The following is a 14,913-nucleotide window of genomic DNA, read 5'->3' as shown; positions in this document are numbered from 1 at the left end:
GCCATGTTTGACGAAAATGAACGTCTGGACATTCAGGAAGCGCATTGGCTGATCAAGGAATTTGGCGCCGAGGCGCCGCTTTACGCCGCGATGAAGGCCGAAAAGGCGATAGAACAGAAGGATTTCGGGCGTTGCGCCCGCTGGAAGCGTATTCTAGAGATATTGGCCGATAGCCTCGCCGCGAAGTCTGCTGGTTCGAAGTATTAGATTTTCTAATTTGCGCGACGTCGATTTCGCATGAAAGCTATTTTGCCGGTTCTTGATTCCTTGTTGAGAGTTGGCGGTCCGTAGGGGGACGCGGGTAAAGAGATACATCGACATAAGTCTTCGCTGGGGTGGAAGATATTGTCGCAAATAGGATGAAAGAATTGTCAAATATCGATGATAAGACCGTTATCGAGCTGACGGCCGATATTGTCTCGGCCTATGTAGGCAACAATCCACTTCCGGCTTCTGGCTTGCCCGAACTGATTGCCAGCGTCAGTGCTTCGGTTCGCAAGCTCGCCGGTGCGGTTGTCACGGAAACTCCAAATCTTGTTCCGGCAGTGAATCCGAAGAAGTCGGTGTTTCCCGACTACATCATCTGTCTTGAGGACGGGAAGAAGTTCAAGTCTCTCAAGCGGCATCTGCGGACCGACCACGGCCTGAGCCCAGACGACTACCGGGCCAAATGGGGTCTGCCGCCGGACTATCCGATGGTTGCGCCAAATTACTCGGCGAAACGGTCGGCGCTGGCAAAGTCGACAGGACTTGGCCGCAAGCCGGCAGCAGCGCCGGCCGCCGTTACCAAAGCGAAGCGCAAGGTCCCTGCCTGAGCGCTGCCTGGCCGCTAGGCGAGCCACTGATCGACTGCTTTGACGGCGCCTTCGCGGGCGTCGTTTCAAGACCTTGTGCGGCCAACTGGCCCACAAGGTCTTGCGAAGCGTTGATGTCCAGTGCAAAAGCGCGGCCATGCTGATCATCAACGACCTTTCGCTCCGGATGGCCGGACGCCTGCTTCTCGACCATGCCTCGCTGACCTTGCCGGCCGGCACCAAGGCTGGCCTTGTCGGTCGCAACGGCACCGGCAAGACGACGCTGTTCAAGGCCATCACCGGCGATTTTCCCTCGGAGACGGGCTCGATCAGCTTGCCGAAGAGCACCCGCATCGGCCAGGTGGCGCAGGAAGCGCCGGGCACCGAGGATGCGCTGATCGAGATCGTGCTCAAGGCCGATCTCGAACGCTCGGCGCTGCTCGAAGAGGAAAAGACGGCGACCGATCCGCACCGTATCGCCGATATCCATATGCGACTGGCCGATATCGACGCCCACTCCGCCGAATCCCGGGCCGCCACCATTCTCGCCGGCCTCGGCTTCGATGACGCGGCACAGCGCCGCCCCGCCTCGTCCTTCTCCGGCGGCTGGCGGATGCGCGTGGCACTCGCCGCGGTGCTGTTCGCGGAGCCCGACCTTCTGCTGCTCGACGAGCCGACCAACTATCTCGATCTCGAAGGCACGCTGTGGCTGGAAAACTATGTGTCGAAATACCCGCACACGGTGCTCTTGATCTCGCACGATCGCGACCTGCTCAACCGCGCCGTCAACTCGATCGTCCATCTCGACCAGAAGAAGCTGACCTTCTGGCGCGGCGGCTACGACCAGTTCGAGCGCCAGTACACCGAGCAGAAGGAGTTGCAGGAGAAGGGCCGCGTCAAGCAGGAAGCCGCCCGCAAACATATGGAATCCTTCGTCGAACGCTTCCGTGCCAAGGCCTCCAAGGCGAGGCAGGCCCAGTCGCGCATCAAGGCGCTGGAGAGGATGAAGCCGATCGCGGCGATCGTGAACGATTCGGTGCGGCCATTCTCGTTCCCCGAACCGGTGAAGACGGTGGCCTCGCCGATCGTGGCGCTGAACAACGTCAATGTCGGTTACACCGACGGGCAGCCGATCCTCAAGAAGATGACGCTGCGCATCGACGCTGACGACCGCATCGCGCTGCTCGGCGCCAATGGCAACGGCAAGTCGACGTTCGCCAAATTGCTGTCCGGCCGGCTCAAGCAGGAGAGTGGTACCATGACGGTGGCGCCCGGGCTGAAGGTGGCGATCTTCGCCCAGCATCAGCTCGATGATCTCCGGCCTGAGGAAAACGCCTACGAGCATGTCCGCCGGCTGATGCCGGAGGCCCCTGAATCGAAGGTGCGCGGCCGCGTCGCCCAGTTCGGCCTCACGACCGAGAAGATGAACACCGCCGCCAAGGATCTGTCGGGCGGTGAGAAAGCACGGCTGTTGATGGGCCTGTCGGCCTTCGAGGGCCCCAACCTGTTCATCCTCGACGAACCGACCAACCATCTCGACATCGACAGCCGCGAATCGCTGATCCATGCGCTGAACGAATTTCCCGGCGCCGTCATTCTGATCTCGCACGACCGGCATCTGCTGGAAGCGACCGCCGACCGGCTGTGGCTGGTCAAGGACGGCGCGGTCAACCCGTATGATGGCGACCTGGAAGACTACAAGACGCTGGTCACCGGCGTGTCCGGCGACCGCCGCGGCAAGCGCGAGGCCGACAAGGCGTCAAAAGCCGATCGCCGCCGCGACGCGGCAGCGCGCCGCGCCGCCTTCGAGCCGCTGGCCAAGGAGATCCGCGCCACCGAAGCGCTGATGGACCGCATCCGCAAGCGCATCGACGGCATCGAGGACGAGCTGTCGAATCCTGCTGTCTATGAAAAGGATCCCTCGACCGCGACCCGTTTGGCCAAGGAGCGCTCGCAACTCGCGCAGACGCTGGCCGGCCACGAGGAAAAATGGCTGACCATGTCGGCCGAATATGAGGAAGGCACGGCGGAGTAGGGGAGTGTTCTTTCCTTCTCCCCTTGTGGGAGAAGGTGGCCTCGCGAAGCGAGGTCGGATGAGGGGTGTTCCAGGGAACGCAAGCGTCTCACTCCGCTGGAACACCCCTCAACCGTCCCGGCGCTCCCACAGGGGGAGAAGGGAAGGCGCTATCTGGCCCTACACGCGCCGGTCACAATCAATTACTTTGCACCCATGAACCAGCACGCCAAGCTCAGAATCGGCCATTCGGCCTGTCCGCATGATTGCCCGTCGACCTGCGCGCTCGAGGTCGAACTGCTCGATGGCAACCGCATCGGTCGCGTCCATGGCGCCAAGGCCAACACGTATACCGCCGGTGTCGTCTGCGCCAAGGTCGCGCGTTATGCCGACCGCGTCCACCATCCCGACCGGCTTCTGAAGCCGCTGATCCGAGCTGGCGCCAAGGGCGACGGTGGCTGGAAGGAAGCGAGCTGGGGGGCAGCACTCGACCTCGTCGCCGAAAAGTTCATCGTGGCCGAGGAGAAATACGGTTCGGAGACGGTCTGGCCCTATTACTATGCCGGCACGATGGGGCTGGTGCAGCGCGATGGCATCGACCGGCTGCGCCATGCCAAGAAATATTCCGGCTTCTTCGGTTCGATCTGCACCAACCTGGCATGGACCGGCTGGATGATGGGGGCAGGCGCGCTGCGTGGTCCCGATCCGCGCGAGATGGCGAAATCCGATTGCGTGGTGATCTGGGGCACCAATGCGGTGGTCACGCAGGTCAACGTCATGACCCACGCCATCAAGGCGCGCAAGGAGCGTGGTGCCAAGATCGTCGTCATCGACGTCTACGAGAATGCGACGATGAAGCAGGCCGATCTCGGCCTGGTGCTGAAGCCCGGCACCGATGGCGCGCTGGCCTGCGCCGTCATGCATGTGCTGTTTCGCGACAGTCTCGCCGACCGCGCCTATCTCGAAAAGTACACCGACGACCCAAAAGGGTTGGAAGAGCATCTGAGGACGCGCACGCCGGAATGGGCGGCTGATATCACAGGCTTGACGGCCCCCGAGATCGAGGCCTTCGCCCGGCTTGTCGGCACGACCAAGAAAACCTATTTCCGGCTCGGCTATGGTTTTGCACGCCAGCGCAATGGCGCCGTCAACATGCATGCCGCGTCGTGCATCGCGGCTGTCACCGGCAGCTGGCAATATGAGGGCGGTGGCGCCTTCCACTCCAATTCCGGCATCTTCAAGCTCAACCAGGATGTGCTTGAAGGCACGAAGATGCGCGATCCCTCGATCCGTCATCTCGACCATTCACGTATCGGCCCGGTGCTGACCGGTGCCAGCGATGCGCTTTATGGCGGCCCGCCGGTAACGGCCATGCTGATCCAGAACACCAACCCGGTGAATGTCGCGCCCGAGCAGCGGCTGGTGAAGCAGGGTTTTATGCGCGACGACCTGTTCACCTGCGTGCATGAGCAGTTCATGACCGACACGGCCAAGCTCGCCGATGTCGTGCTGCCGGCGACGATGTTCCTGGAGCATGACGACGTCTACAAGGGCGGCGGCAACCAGCACATCACGCTTGGCCCCAAATTGATTGAGCCACCGGAAGGCCCGCGCACCAACCATTTCGTCATCGAGGAACTGGCTGAGCGCCTCGGGGTCGCCGACCGCCCGGGTTTTGGTCTCACCGAGCGCCAGCATATCGACATCATCCTGGGCAAGCGCGGGCTGGGCAGCTTCGACAGCTTGAAGGAGGACAAATGGGTCGACCTGCAGCCGGATTTCGAGACCGCGCATTTCATCAAGGGATTTGGCCATGCGGATGGTAAATTCCGCTTCCGCGCCGACTGGACCGGGCAGGCGGCGCCCAACAGGCCGCCGAGAAGCATGGGGCTGTTCGGGCCGGTGGAGCGGCTGCCGGAATTCCCTGATCATGTCGACCTGATCGAGGTCGCCGACGAGGCGCATCCGTTCCGGTTGGCGACGTCGCCGGCGCGCAATTTCCTCAACTCTACATTCTCGGAGACACCGGTATCGAAGGCCAGGGAAGGCCGGCCGGAGCTCTTGCTGCACCCCGACGATGCCGCGGCACATGGACTGGCCGACGGCGACCGCGTCGAGGTCGGCAATCAGCGTGGCGAGGTCGTGCTGCACGCAAAACTGTTCGACGGCATCAAGCGCGGCGTGGTCATCGCCGAAGGCATCTGGCCAAACAGCGCGCATGAGCGTGGCGAAGGCATCAACGTGCTGACCGGCGCCGATGCGCCGGCACCCTATGGCGGTGCCGCCTTCCACGACAACAAGGTCTGGCTGCGCGCGGCAGGCTAAGAACTCAGTTCCTTTCGCGCCAATCATACCGGCAGGATTTCGGCCGCCTTCCTTCGGTTTCGTCGGTAGCTGATGTCGTCGGCGATCCATTCCAACCAGCCGATCGTGGGCGCCGATATCGTTGAACTAAACCCGTCTCGCGACATCGCCAATCTGACCGCCGGCGTGGCGGCAAAACTCCTCAAGGAGATTGCCGGGATGATGGTCAAGACACATGGGTGACAGGCCCGCGAGGGTACGTTTTTAACGAAGACGATCTCCCGATGACGCCGGGGAAAGACTCAGCTACCTTCTGCTGTGCGGCGGACCTAATTATCCGCTTGGCCGGCGCTTCATTCTTCCTCCCAAGCGGCGCCGGCCTTCTTCCCCAAGAGCCTGCCGAACCGGAGCGTGAGCTGACGGCGACCTCAGCTCCGGACTCCACAGGCGGCATGAGGCAGGACACAAACTCGCAACGCCTAGTTCCGCCCGCGGCGCCTTGAGAATGCATCGGGGAAGCGCAAGCGAAGTCATCGCCGCCCTCGAACTTTGATCGCGCGCCTGGATGATCGGCAAGGGAACCAAATGCCGTTTCCTCGGTTGGTCCTGCTTCAATGCTTCAATGGAGTGTTGCAACCATGTTCCGTCTGCTTGTCGCCGGCGCTTTGGCTTATGTCGCCTATCGAATCGCCAGGAAGATGGTCGAGGACGTGCCCGATACAGTCGATCCGCTGCTTCTGCCACCGCCGCAACATGATCGCGAGGCCTTACGCCGGCAGTCAGCCGCCATGGGTGTCGATCCCGGGCGCTAGGGGCGATCCGTTTCCTCGGTCCGTGGGGCTCGGTCTGCCTCGCATTGACGTTGCGAACAAAGCAGAAACGATGCTTGATGGGCGATGAACCTCGCCGCCGCTGATTCGACCTTTCGGGAACCAACCGTCCAGCCTGCCTATCTCGCGCGGCTGAACGATGCCCAGCGCCAGGCCGTCGAGCATGGCGACGGCCAGATCGCTGGCCCGCTGCTGGTCATCGCCGGCGCTGGCTCCGGCAAGACCAACACGCTGGCTCACCGCGTCGCCCACCTGATCGTCAAGGGGGCGGACCCGCGCCGCATCCTGCTGATGACCTTTTCGCGCCGCGCCGCGTCCGAAATGGCCAGGCGTGTCGAGCGCATCGCCGGCGAAGTGCTCGGCCGCGACGCCGCGGTGATCGCCGACGCGCTGACCTGGGCCGGCACCTTTCACGGCATCGGCGCACGGCTGCTGCGCGACTATGCGCTGGAGATTGGCCTCGACCCGGCCTTCACCATCCATGACCGCGAGGATTCCGCCGACTTGATGAACCTGGTGCGGCACGAGCTCGGCTTCTCGAAAACGGAAGCGCGCTTTCCCACCAAGGGCACCTGCCTTGCCATCTATTCGCGTGCCGTCAATGCGCAGGCGCCGCTTAACGAGGTATTGGGGTCTGCCTTTCCCTGGTGCGCCGGCTGGGCCGAGCAGCTGAAACTGCTGTTCGCCGGTTATGTCGAGGCCAAGCAGTCGCAAAACGTGCTCGATTACGACGATTTGCTGCTCTACTGGGCGCAGATGACGGCCGAACCTGAAATAGCGGCCCATCTGGGCGGACGTTTCGACCATGTGCTGGTCGATGAGTATCAGGACACCAACCGCTTGCAGTCCTCGATCCTGCTGGCGCTAAAACCCGACGGCGCTGGGCTGACGGTGGTGGGCGACGATGCCCAGTCGATCTATTCGTTCCGTGCCGCCGAGGTTCGCAACATCCTCGACTTCCCAAAACAGTTCGCGCGGGCCGCCGACGTGGTGATGCTGGAGCGCAACTATCGCTCGACCGAAACCATTCTGGCCGCCGCCAATGCGGTGATCGGCGAGGCCTCGGAGCGCTTCACCAAAAACCTGTGGTCCGAGCGCAAATCGACCGACAGACCAAAACTGGTGACCGTGCGCGACGAGGTCGAGCAGGCCAATTTCGTCTGCGACACCATCCTGGCCGAGCGCGAGGCCGGCACGGCACTGAAATCCCAGGCGGTGCTGTTTCGCGCCTCGCATCACAGCGGACCGCTGGAGATCGAACTGACCCGCCGCAACATTCCTTTCGTCAAGTTCGGCGGCCTGAAGTTCCTCGATGCCGCCCATGTCAAGGATGTGCTGGCGGTGCTGCGCTTTGCCGAAAACCCGCGCGACCGCGTCGCCGGCTTCCGCGTGCTGCAACTGATGCCGGGCATCGGCCCTTCGGCCGCCGCGCAGATCGTCGAGACGATGACGACGGCGCTCGACGAAGCGATGGGCCTGGCCGGCTGGCGCCCGCCGCAACGCGCGGCCGATGACTGGCCGGGCTTCGTCTCGCTCTATTCCGGCCTGCGGGCCGGCGCCAAATGGCCTGCCGATCTCGAACAGATCAGGCTGTGGTACGAGCCGCATCTGGAACGCATCCACGAGGATGCTACAACGCGGCGTGCCGATCTGTTGCAGCTTGAGCAGATCGGGTCGGGTTACGCCTCGCGCGAACGGTTTCTCACCGAACTGACGCTCGATCCGCCGGACGCGACCAGCGACCAGGCCGGGCCGCCGCATCGCGACGAGGACTATCTGATCCTGTCGACCATCCATTCGGCCAAGGGCCAGGAATGGAAGAATGTCTTCGTGCTCAACACGGTCGACGGCTGCATTCCGGCTGATCTCGGCGTCGGCACCAAGGAAGATATCGACGAGGAGCGCCGGCTGCTCTACGTGGCGATGACGCGGGCCAAGGACAATCTCAATCTGGTCATGCCGCAACGCTTCTTTCCGCACGGCCAGGCGGCGCGCGGCGACCGCCATCTCTATGCTTCGCGCACCCGCTTCATCCCGGCTTCGATCCTTGCGGCATTCCAACAGGTATCGTGGCCGACCGCGCAAGCGGCGCAGGGCAGGGCGGCCCGGCCGGAGGTGCGCGTCGACATCGGCGCTCGCATGCGCGGCATGTGGAAATAGTCTCAAGGGTCGGCGCATGCCCCAACCACCGACCAGGATAGCCCTCGCGGGCGCGCTGGGCCGCATGGGTCGCCAGATGGCCGACGCCGTGCAGGCCGATGCGCGGCTGGCGCTAGCCTCACGTTTCCACCGGTCGGGGACTGTCGGCGAAGGTCTGGTGAGCCGCGACGAGGCGCTTGCCATGGCCGATGTCGTGATCGATTTCACCACGCCGGCTGCCTCGGCCGACCTGGCCAGGGTCTGCGCCGAGCGCGGCGGGCCGGCCCTGGTCATTGGCTCGACAGGATTCAGTGCCGCTGAGTTGGCGACCATCGCCGATGCCGCGAAAACCATCGCCATCGTGCGCTCCGGCAGCTTTTCGCTTGGGCTCAACATGCTGGTCGGGCTGGTCGAGCGGGCGGCGAAAGCGCTCGAGCCCGACGACTGGGATGTCGAGATTGTCGAGGCGCATCATCGCCACAAGATCGATGCGCCGTCGGGGACGTCGCTGATGCTCGGGCAAGCCGCCGCCGGCGGGCGCGGCATCGACCTGGGGACGGTCGCAAGGCGGGTCCGCGACGGCGTTACCGGCCCGCGTCCAGCCGGCGAGATCGGCTTCGCGGTGATGCGCGGCGGCAGCATCATTGGCGAACACAGCGTCGGCTTCTGCGCCGAGGGCGAGACCGTGACCCTGTCGCATTCGGCGCAGGACCGTGTCATGTTCGCGCGCGGCGCCATCGCCGCCGCACTCTGGGTGAGGGGCCGACCGCCCGGCGAATATGACATGCGCGACGTGCTTGGGTTCAACGCCTCGTGATGAGCAATCCCGCCCGATTTCATCTATTCCGCTCATCGAACGGCTGAAAGCCAGCTGAAAGCTTGGGCATGCCATGACGGGGCCGCGGTGTTCACCGCGTGACCGGCCCTTGGTGGCCGGTGAGGAGGAAATGCGGCGCAGCCTGTCGGCGCGCCGCCCAGGTGGAGGAAGTTTCGTGACAGGTATCATCTCGAAGTGCGCCTTGCGTTCAGCGACGCTGGCGTTGGCCATCGCCGCAACGAGTGCCACGGCGGCATCGGCGGCCGACAAGATCACCATCATCGTCGGCGGCATGGAGAAGCAAATCTATCTGCCGGCCGTGCTCACCCAGCAGCTCGGCTACTTCAAGGACCAGGGGCTCGATGTCGAACTGGTCAACTCGCGCGCCGGCGTCGAGGCCGAGAATGAACTGCTGGCCGGCGCCGTGCAGGGCGTCGTTGGTTTTTACGACCACACCGTCGACCTGCAGTCGAAGGGCAAATACATCCAGTCGATCGTCCAGTTCAGCCAAGCGCCGGGCGAGGTCGAGCTGGTCTCCGCCAAGCATCCCGAAATCAAATCGCCGGCCGACTTCAAGGGCGCCACGCTCGGCGTCACCGGCCTCGGCTCGTCGACCGATTTCCTCAGTCAGTATCTGGCCGTGCGCAACGGCCTGAAGCCTGGCGACTATACGCTGCTGCCGGTCGGCGCCGGCAACACCTTCATTGCCGCCGTCAAGCAGGATCAGATCCAGGCCGGCATGACCACCGAGCCGACGATTTCCCAATTGCTGAAGACCGGTGAGGCCAGTGTCCTGGTCGACATGCGCACGCCTGAAAAGACCAAGGAAGCGCTGGGCGGCCCCTATCCGGCGGCGTCCTTCTACGTCCAGTCCGCCTGGCTCGAAGACCACAAGGATGAGGCACAGAAGCTCGCCAATGCCTTCGTCATGACGATGAAGTTCATCGCCACGCATTCGGCCGGGGAGATCGCCGACAAGATGCCGAAGGACTACTACGCCGGCAACAGGGATCTCTACGTGCAGGGGCTGGCCGGCGGCAAGGCGATGTTCACGCCGGACGGCCGCATGCCGGCCGACGGCCCGCCAACCGTGCTCAAGGTCCTCTCGACATTCTCCAAGAGCCTGCAAGGCAAGCAGATCGACCTGTCGAAGACCTACACGACGGCGTTCGTCGACGCCGCCAAGTAGCGTCGCCCGACGGGCAGGGGCTTCCATCTCTGCTCGTTGAAGAACAACGGCTTGCGCCGCTTGCTTGAATGTAACCGCAGCGGCACGGCCCTTGCCGGACCACCAGGAGACCCGCGGCCGCGCCGTGGGCTCCCTTGCCCCATTGCGACAGGAGTGTGCCATGCAACTGCAACCCATGGCGGCCAAGAGGCTGTCTCAGGCCGCGCCGCCAGCTGACGCCGCGATCGCCATCGACGACGTGACATTGCGCTTCGTCACGCCGGACGGCCATATGATGACGGCGATCCGCGATTTCACCATGACAGTGGCGCGCGGCGAATTCGCTTGCGTCGTCGGGCCGACCGGCTGTGGCAAGTCGACGACGCTCAATCTCGTCACCGGGCTGCTGCGCCCGACGACCGGCAATGTCCGTGTCATGGGCAGCCCCGTCACCGATATCAGCCGCGACATTGGCTTCGTCTTCCAGGCTGACGCGCTGTTTCCCTGGCGCAGCGTCATCGACAATGTCGCCGCCGGCCCGCTCTATCGCGGCATGCCAAAGGCGCAGGCCTATGAGCGGGCGCGTGACTGGATCGCCCGTGTCGGCCTCGGCCGCTTCGAAAAGCACTATCCGCACCAGCTGTCCGGCGGCATGCGCAAGCGCGTCGCGCTCGCCCAGACCTTCATCAACCAGCCCAAGATCCTGCTGATGGACGAGCCGTTCAGCGCGCTCGACATGCAGACGCGCACCGCCATGCAGGACGAGCTGCTGGGTCTGTGGTCGCAGCAGAAGTCTTCCGTCGTGTTCGTCACTCACGACCTGGAGGAGGCAGTGGCACTGGCCGACAAGGTCTATGTTCTGACGGCCGGGCCGGGCACGGTCAAGAGCGTCTACCACATCGACCTGCCGCGTCCGCGCGTCATGGCCGACATTCGCTACGACCCGAAATTCGTCGAGATCGCCAAGGTGATCTGGAACGACCTGCGCGAGGAAGTGCAGCTCGGCCAGAGCCGCACCTTGCAAACCGGCCATTGAAGCGGGTCGCCGACCCGCTCCAATGGTTTTGTTTTCGCAATTCCGGACGGAAAACCGCTTGGCACTTTTCCTGGAATTGCTCTGAGAGGAGACGCTGCCATGACCGCCATATCTCCCACCACTTCCCAGGCCGCCGTCCGCGATGCCTCCATCGCCGTTGCCGAAGGCCGGGCGAAGGCACGGGTGCGCCGCCGGCATGCGCTGGTCATCGGCCTGCGCCTGGCTATCCTGGTCGTCTTCCTCGGCCTATGGGAACTCGGTGCCGACCACGACATCATCGATCCGTTCTTCTTCGCCAGCCCGTCCGGTATCTGGGACCAGATCTGGGTGTGGGTCACCGAGGGCACGTCGCAAGGGCCGCTCTGGGTGCAGATCTATGTGACACTCGAGGAAACCTTCCTCGGCTTCGTCATCGGCGCCGTCGGAGGCATCGCCGCGGGCATCATCCTCGGCCGCAACCGACTGCTGGCGGACGTCTTTTCGATCTACATCAAGATCGCCAACTCGGTGCCGCGCGTCGTGCTGGGCTCGGTGTTCATCATCGCGCTCGGCCTCGGCATGGCCTCCAAGGTGGCGCTCGCCGTGGTAATGGTGTTCTTCGTCGTTTTCGCCAACGCCTTCCAGGGCGTGCGCGAAGCCGACCGGGCGATGATCGCCAACGCCCAGATCCTCGGCGCTTCGCCATTCCAGATCACCCGCACCGTCATCATCCCGTCGGCGATGAGCTGGATCCTGGCCAGCCTGCATGTCAGCTTCGGCTTTGCCCTGGTCGGCGCGGTGGTCGGCGAATTCCTCGGCGCCAAGCAAGGCATGGGCCTGCTGATCTCGACGGCGCAGGGCGCCTTCAACGCCAATGGTGTCTTTGCCGCCATGATCATCCTGGCGGTGATGGCGCTGGTGGTGGAGTTCATCATCACCCGCTTCGAGAACTATGTCGTCAAATGGCGGCCGGCGCCGTTCAACGAGCAGGGGACCTGATCCACTTCGGCATGCCGCGATCAGGCCAAAGGCAACCTTACCTCAACCACCAGGCCACCGGTCGCGCCATCTCCAAGGGTGACGCGTCCGCCGGCATTTTCGACGACCTCGCGTACGATGGCGAGGCCAAGCCCGCTGCCTTCCTCGGTCGAACCGGCAATGCGGTAGAAGCGTTCGAACACATGATCTCGCTCGTCCGCCGGAATGCCGGGCCCATCATCGGCGACCGTCAGCACGGCTTTGCCGTCGATGACCGCCAGCTTCACCGTGACGCTGCCGCCGGCTGCCGAGTAGCGAAGCGCATTGTCGACAAGATTGACGATCATCTCGCGCAGCATGGTGCCGTCGCCGATGACCGGCACGGGGCCAGCCTCCTCGAGGCCGAGATCGATCCTGCGAGCGATCGCCGCCGGCGCCTGGGTTTCCAGCACGTGCCGGGCGGCGTCGGTCAGGTCGATGCGGTCGGCGCGCGGCCGCCGGCTACCGGGTTCGGCTCGCGATAGCGTCAGCAACTGTTCGGCCAGCCGCGCCAGCTTGCCGGAGCTTGCCTGCAGCGCCACCAGGGCTTCCTGTCGCGCCTCCGCAGCACTTTCGCGAAGCGCGTAGCTCGCCTGTGTCGACAGCAGCGCCAGCGGTGTGCGCAACTGGTGCGCCGCGTTCGCGATGAAGCGGCGTTGCGCCGCCATCTGCGCGCGCACCCGCTCCATGTAGGCGTTCAACGCATCGATCAGCGGCTGAATCTCGCTTTGCGCCCCCGGCACTTCGACCGGATCGAGATCGCTGCGGCCTGGAGAGCGCACCGCGTCGCGCAGCCGGATCAGCGGTGCCAGGCCGCGACGCAGGCCAAGCAGCACGAAGATGCCGGCAATGGCCACCAGCGCCAGTTGCTGGGCAAAGGCGCTGAGCCACAGCCGTTTCACCATGGCATCATGCCCGGCCAGCGTGACACCAACGGTGACGGATATTGGCGAGTCAGCGCCGGCGCCGACCACCGCATGACTGAATGTCAGCAGCCGCAGCGCGTGGTCGCGATAGACCGCTTCCGTGCTGGGCTGCCTCGGACCCTCGGGCAGGTCGGGGTAGCCGGTCAGCAAACGCCCGCCAGCCGTCTCGACACGATAATAGACGCTGTCGCGATCGCCGGTGTCGAACATCTCGATCGCCGCCGGCGGCACCGTGGCGTCGAGCACGCCGTCGACAATGGCAACCTGCTCGGCGATGGCGCGCGCCGAACCCAACAGCATCCGGTCCGTGACCAGATCGGCGGTCGCCTGCGCGCTGCGGTGGCTGGTCCACAGGTTGATGGTGGCGAGCCCGGCGAGCGGCAGCACTACCCAGGCCAGCAACTGCAAACGGAGGCTGCTGGTCCTCATGGCGCCAAATCGTCATGACGCAAGAGATAGCCGAGGCCACGCAAGGTGGCGATCTGGACACGAGATCCTTCGAGCTTCTTGCGTACACGGTGCACATAGATCTCGATGGCGCTAGGGTCGGCGTCGGTCTCGAAATCATAGATCGCGGCCGACAACGCCGCCTTGCTCACCGTGCGCCCGGCCTTGACCATCAATTGCTCCAGCACTGCGTGTTCGCGCGGCGTCAGCGCCAACGTCTCGCCAGCGAGCGAAAACAGCCGGGTATTGGTGTCGAAGACGAGATCGCCGCAGGCGACGACGGGCGCGGTGCGGTCATTGGCGCGGCGCAGCTGCACGCGGATGCGAGCCTCCAGCTCCTCGATCTGGAACGGCTTTGCCAGATAATCGTCGGCGCCTTCATTGAGGCCCTTGACGCGGCCGTCGAGGCTGGCATTGGCGGTCAGCACGATCACCGGCACACGGTTGCCGCGCGCCCGCAACATGCGCAGCACCTCTAGCCCGCCCATGCGCGGCAATGCCAGGTCGAGGATGACAAGCGCGTGGTCGCCGGCGGCCAGGGCATGCTCGACATCCTCGCCATCATGGACGACGTCCACCACATAGTTCGCCTGACGCAGGGTCTTGCCCAGCCAGTCGGCCAGGTCGCGATTGTCTTCGACGAGCAGCAGCCGCATCTCTATCGCTGTCCTGGGGTGCGGTTCACCCGGATTTCCATCTGTTTCTTCGACTGGCACAGCCAGGTCGCGCCCGATTGATGATCGTGCACCAGCGATAATATCGATCCATCCGCAAGGCAAATGCTGGAGATCCCGAGGTTCAGGCGGCGGCGCCTTCGCACAAATCGAACCGATCGGTTCGTCTTCTGTTGACGGACCGTGCAGCATGTGGTGAACGCCGGCTCGGTGAACGGTCGCGCCCGGCGGTGGGGGTTTCTGCCAACAATCTGATTTTGATGAATAAAATAATGACCGCGGAGGCTGTTTGTCGAATTTCAAGGGCCGAAATCGCACGATCCGTGGAACATCTTCGTGATTGGAATCCGTGGCGGGGCAAACCCATCTCGGGGTGGTCCGAGCGACGCGAAATTCCTCCCAAGGGCACGCCACCAGACGGACAGAACAAAGAAATACTGGAGTAAACAAAATGACCAAGATCGCTCTTACCGCCGCCGCCATCCTCGTCGCCTCGGGCACTGCTTTTGCCGGCAGCGACAATTACGGCTCTTACAATGCCAACCAGCCGGTTCCCAACCAGTCGCCTTCGAGCCAGTCGACTTTCAACATCGACACCTCGCACACCGGCTCGATCCTGAAGCCCTCGAAGGCACAGGGCGACGCCAACGCCAAGGTGCCGGCTGAGTCTGGCCAGGGCATCTGGGGCCGCTAATCTAGGCTAGTCTCGACTACCAAGTCTGACTACAAAGAGCGGTGGGCTTGGCCCGCCGCTCTTGTTTTTTGCGC

At 63.8% G+C, this 14,913-nt stretch carries 14 protein-coding genes; 12 read left to right on the top strand and 2 right to left on the bottom strand.

Features of this window, described 5'->3' with window-relative positions:
* Positions 1–3: 3 nt before the first annotated feature.
* The 11 genes from NKG99_RS13090 (at position 4) to NKG99_RS13040 (ending at position 12,080) form a co-directional block, all read left to right on the top strand.
* Positions 4–207: a hypothetical protein gene (locus NKG99_RS13090; RefSeq protein ID WP_352868274.1), complete on the top strand. Its 204-nt coding sequence runs from the start codon at positions 4–6 to the stop codon at positions 205–207.
* A gap of 152 nt (positions 208–359) precedes the next feature.
* The gene (locus tag NKG99_RS13085) at positions 360–815 is read left to right on the top strand and encodes a Ros/MucR family transcriptional regulator (RefSeq protein ID WP_352868273.1); all 456 of its coding nucleotides are present in this window, start codon (positions 360–362) and stop codon (positions 813–815) included.
* A gap of 136 nt (positions 816–951) precedes the next feature.
* Positions 952–2,829, top strand: a complete 1,878-nt coding sequence (locus tag NKG99_RS13080; protein WP_352868057.1) for an ABC-F family ATP-binding cassette domain-containing protein — start codon at positions 952–954, stop codon at positions 2,827–2,829.
* 195 nt (positions 2,830–3,024) lie between these two features.
* Entirely contained in the window at positions 3,025–5,133 is a 2,109-nt protein-coding gene (locus NKG99_RS13075; RefSeq protein WP_352868056.1) for a molybdopterin-containing oxidoreductase family protein, read from the top strand.
* A 72-nt stretch (positions 5,134–5,205) separates the two neighbouring features.
* The gene (locus NKG99_RS13070) at positions 5,206–5,355 is read left to right on the top strand and encodes an arginase family protein (protein ID WP_352868054.1); all 150 of its coding nucleotides are present in this window, start codon (positions 5,206–5,208) and stop codon (positions 5,353–5,355) included.
* 395 nt (positions 5,356–5,750) lie between these two features.
* Positions 5,751–5,924, top strand: a complete 174-nt coding sequence (locus NKG99_RS13065) for a hypothetical protein (RefSeq protein WP_352868052.1) — start codon at positions 5,751–5,753, stop codon at positions 5,922–5,924.
* A gap of 84 nt (positions 5,925–6,008) precedes the next feature.
* The gene (locus NKG99_RS13060) at positions 6,009–8,102 is read left to right on the top strand and encodes an ATP-dependent helicase (protein WP_352868050.1); all 2,094 of its coding nucleotides are present in this window, start codon (positions 6,009–6,011) and stop codon (positions 8,100–8,102) included.
* 16 nt (positions 8,103–8,118) lie between these two features.
* Positions 8,119–8,898: a 4-hydroxy-tetrahydrodipicolinate reductase gene (gene dapB / locus NKG99_RS13055; RefSeq protein WP_352868048.1), complete on the top strand. Its 780-nt coding sequence runs from the start codon at positions 8,119–8,121 to the stop codon at positions 8,896–8,898.
* A gap of 202 nt (positions 8,899–9,100) precedes the next feature.
* Complete coding sequence (locus NKG99_RS13050; RefSeq protein ID WP_502913485.1) at positions 9,101–10,087, top strand: ABC transporter substrate-binding protein; 987 nt, start codon at positions 9,101–9,103, stop codon at positions 10,085–10,087.
* A 160-nt stretch (positions 10,088–10,247) separates the two neighbouring features.
* Entirely contained in the window at positions 10,248–11,102 is an 855-nt protein-coding gene (locus NKG99_RS13045; protein WP_352868044.1) for an ABC transporter ATP-binding protein, read from the top strand.
* Between the two features lie 99 nt (positions 11,103–11,201).
* A complete protein-coding gene (locus NKG99_RS13040; protein ID WP_352868042.1) occupies positions 11,202–12,080 on the top strand; it encodes an ABC transporter permease in 879 nt (292 codons plus the stop codon).
* 20 nt (positions 12,081–12,100) lie between these two features.
* On the opposite strand, the gene NKG99_RS13035 is transcribed toward NKG99_RS13040, so the two are convergent.
* Both NKG99_RS13035 and NKG99_RS13030 read right to left on the bottom strand, forming a co-directional pair.
* Positions 12,101–13,453 carry a sensor histidine kinase gene (locus NKG99_RS13035; protein WP_352868041.1) on the bottom strand — a complete coding sequence of 451 codons (1,353 nt, stop codon included), beginning with the start codon at positions 13,451–13,453 and terminating at the stop codon, positions 12,101–12,103.
* On the bottom strand, positions 13,450–14,127 hold the full coding sequence (locus NKG99_RS13030) for a response regulator (RefSeq protein ID WP_352868038.1): 678 nt from the start codon (positions 14,125–14,127) through the stop codon (positions 13,450–13,452). Before NKG99_RS13030 ends, NKG99_RS13035 begins: the two co-directional genes overlap by 4 nt.
* Positions 14,128–14,596: 469 nt before the next feature.
* Here NKG99_RS13030 and NKG99_RS13025 point away from each other — a divergent pair, with 469 nt between their 5' ends.
* The gene (locus NKG99_RS13025; protein WP_352868036.1) at positions 14,597–14,839 is read left to right on the top strand and encodes a DUF680 domain-containing protein; all 243 of its coding nucleotides are present in this window, start codon (positions 14,597–14,599) and stop codon (positions 14,837–14,839) included.
* Positions 14,840–14,913 lie beyond the last annotated feature (74 nt).

Source organism: Mesorhizobium sp. M1409 (assembly GCF_040317535.1).
GTDB lineage: Bacteria > Pseudomonadota > Alphaproteobacteria > Rhizobiales > Rhizobiaceae > Mesorhizobium.
The sequence above is the reverse complement of the archived record's forward strand: the minus strand, read 5'-3'. Positions and strand labels throughout refer to the sequence as shown.

Coding starts and splice junctions, on each gene's coding strand:
- dapB (WP_352868048.1), top strand. CDS start 8,119: ATGCCCCAACCACCGACCAGGATAGCCCTCGCGGGCGCGCTGGGCCGC.
- NKG99_RS13080 (WP_352868057.1), top strand. CDS start 952: ATGCTGATCATCAACGACCTTTCGCTCCGGATGGCCGGACGCCTGCTT.
- NKG99_RS13040 (WP_352868042.1), top strand. CDS start 11,202: ATGACCGCCATATCTCCCACCACTTCCCAGGCCGCCGTCCGCGATGCC.
- NKG99_RS13075 (WP_352868056.1), top strand. CDS start 3,025: ATGAACCAGCACGCCAAGCTCAGAATCGGCCATTCGGCCTGTCCGCAT.
- NKG99_RS13090 (WP_352868274.1), top strand. CDS start 4: ATGTTTGACGAAAATGAACGTCTGGACATTCAGGAAGCGCATTGGCTG.
- NKG99_RS13065 (WP_352868052.1), top strand. CDS start 5,751: ATGTTCCGTCTGCTTGTCGCCGGCGCTTTGGCTTATGTCGCCTATCGA.
- NKG99_RS13035 (WP_352868041.1), bottom strand. CDS start 13,453: ATGAGGACCAGCAGCCTCCGTTTGCAGTTGCTGGCCTGGGTAGTGCTG.
- NKG99_RS13025 (WP_352868036.1), top strand. CDS start 14,597: ATGACCAAGATCGCTCTTACCGCCGCCGCCATCCTCGTCGCCTCGGGC.
- NKG99_RS13085 (WP_352868273.1), top strand. CDS start 360: ATGAAAGAATTGTCAAATATCGATGATAAGACCGTTATCGAGCTGACG.
- NKG99_RS13060 (WP_352868050.1), top strand. CDS start 6,009: ATGAACCTCGCCGCCGCTGATTCGACCTTTCGGGAACCAACCGTCCAG.
- NKG99_RS13030 (WP_352868038.1), bottom strand. CDS start 14,127: ATGCGGCTGCTGCTCGTCGAAGACAATCGCGACCTGGCCGACTGGCTG.
- NKG99_RS13070 (WP_352868054.1), top strand. CDS start 5,206: ATGTCGTCGGCGATCCATTCCAACCAGCCGATCGTGGGCGCCGATATC.
- NKG99_RS13045 (WP_352868044.1), top strand. CDS start 10,248: ATGCAACTGCAACCCATGGCGGCCAAGAGGCTGTCTCAGGCCGCGCCG.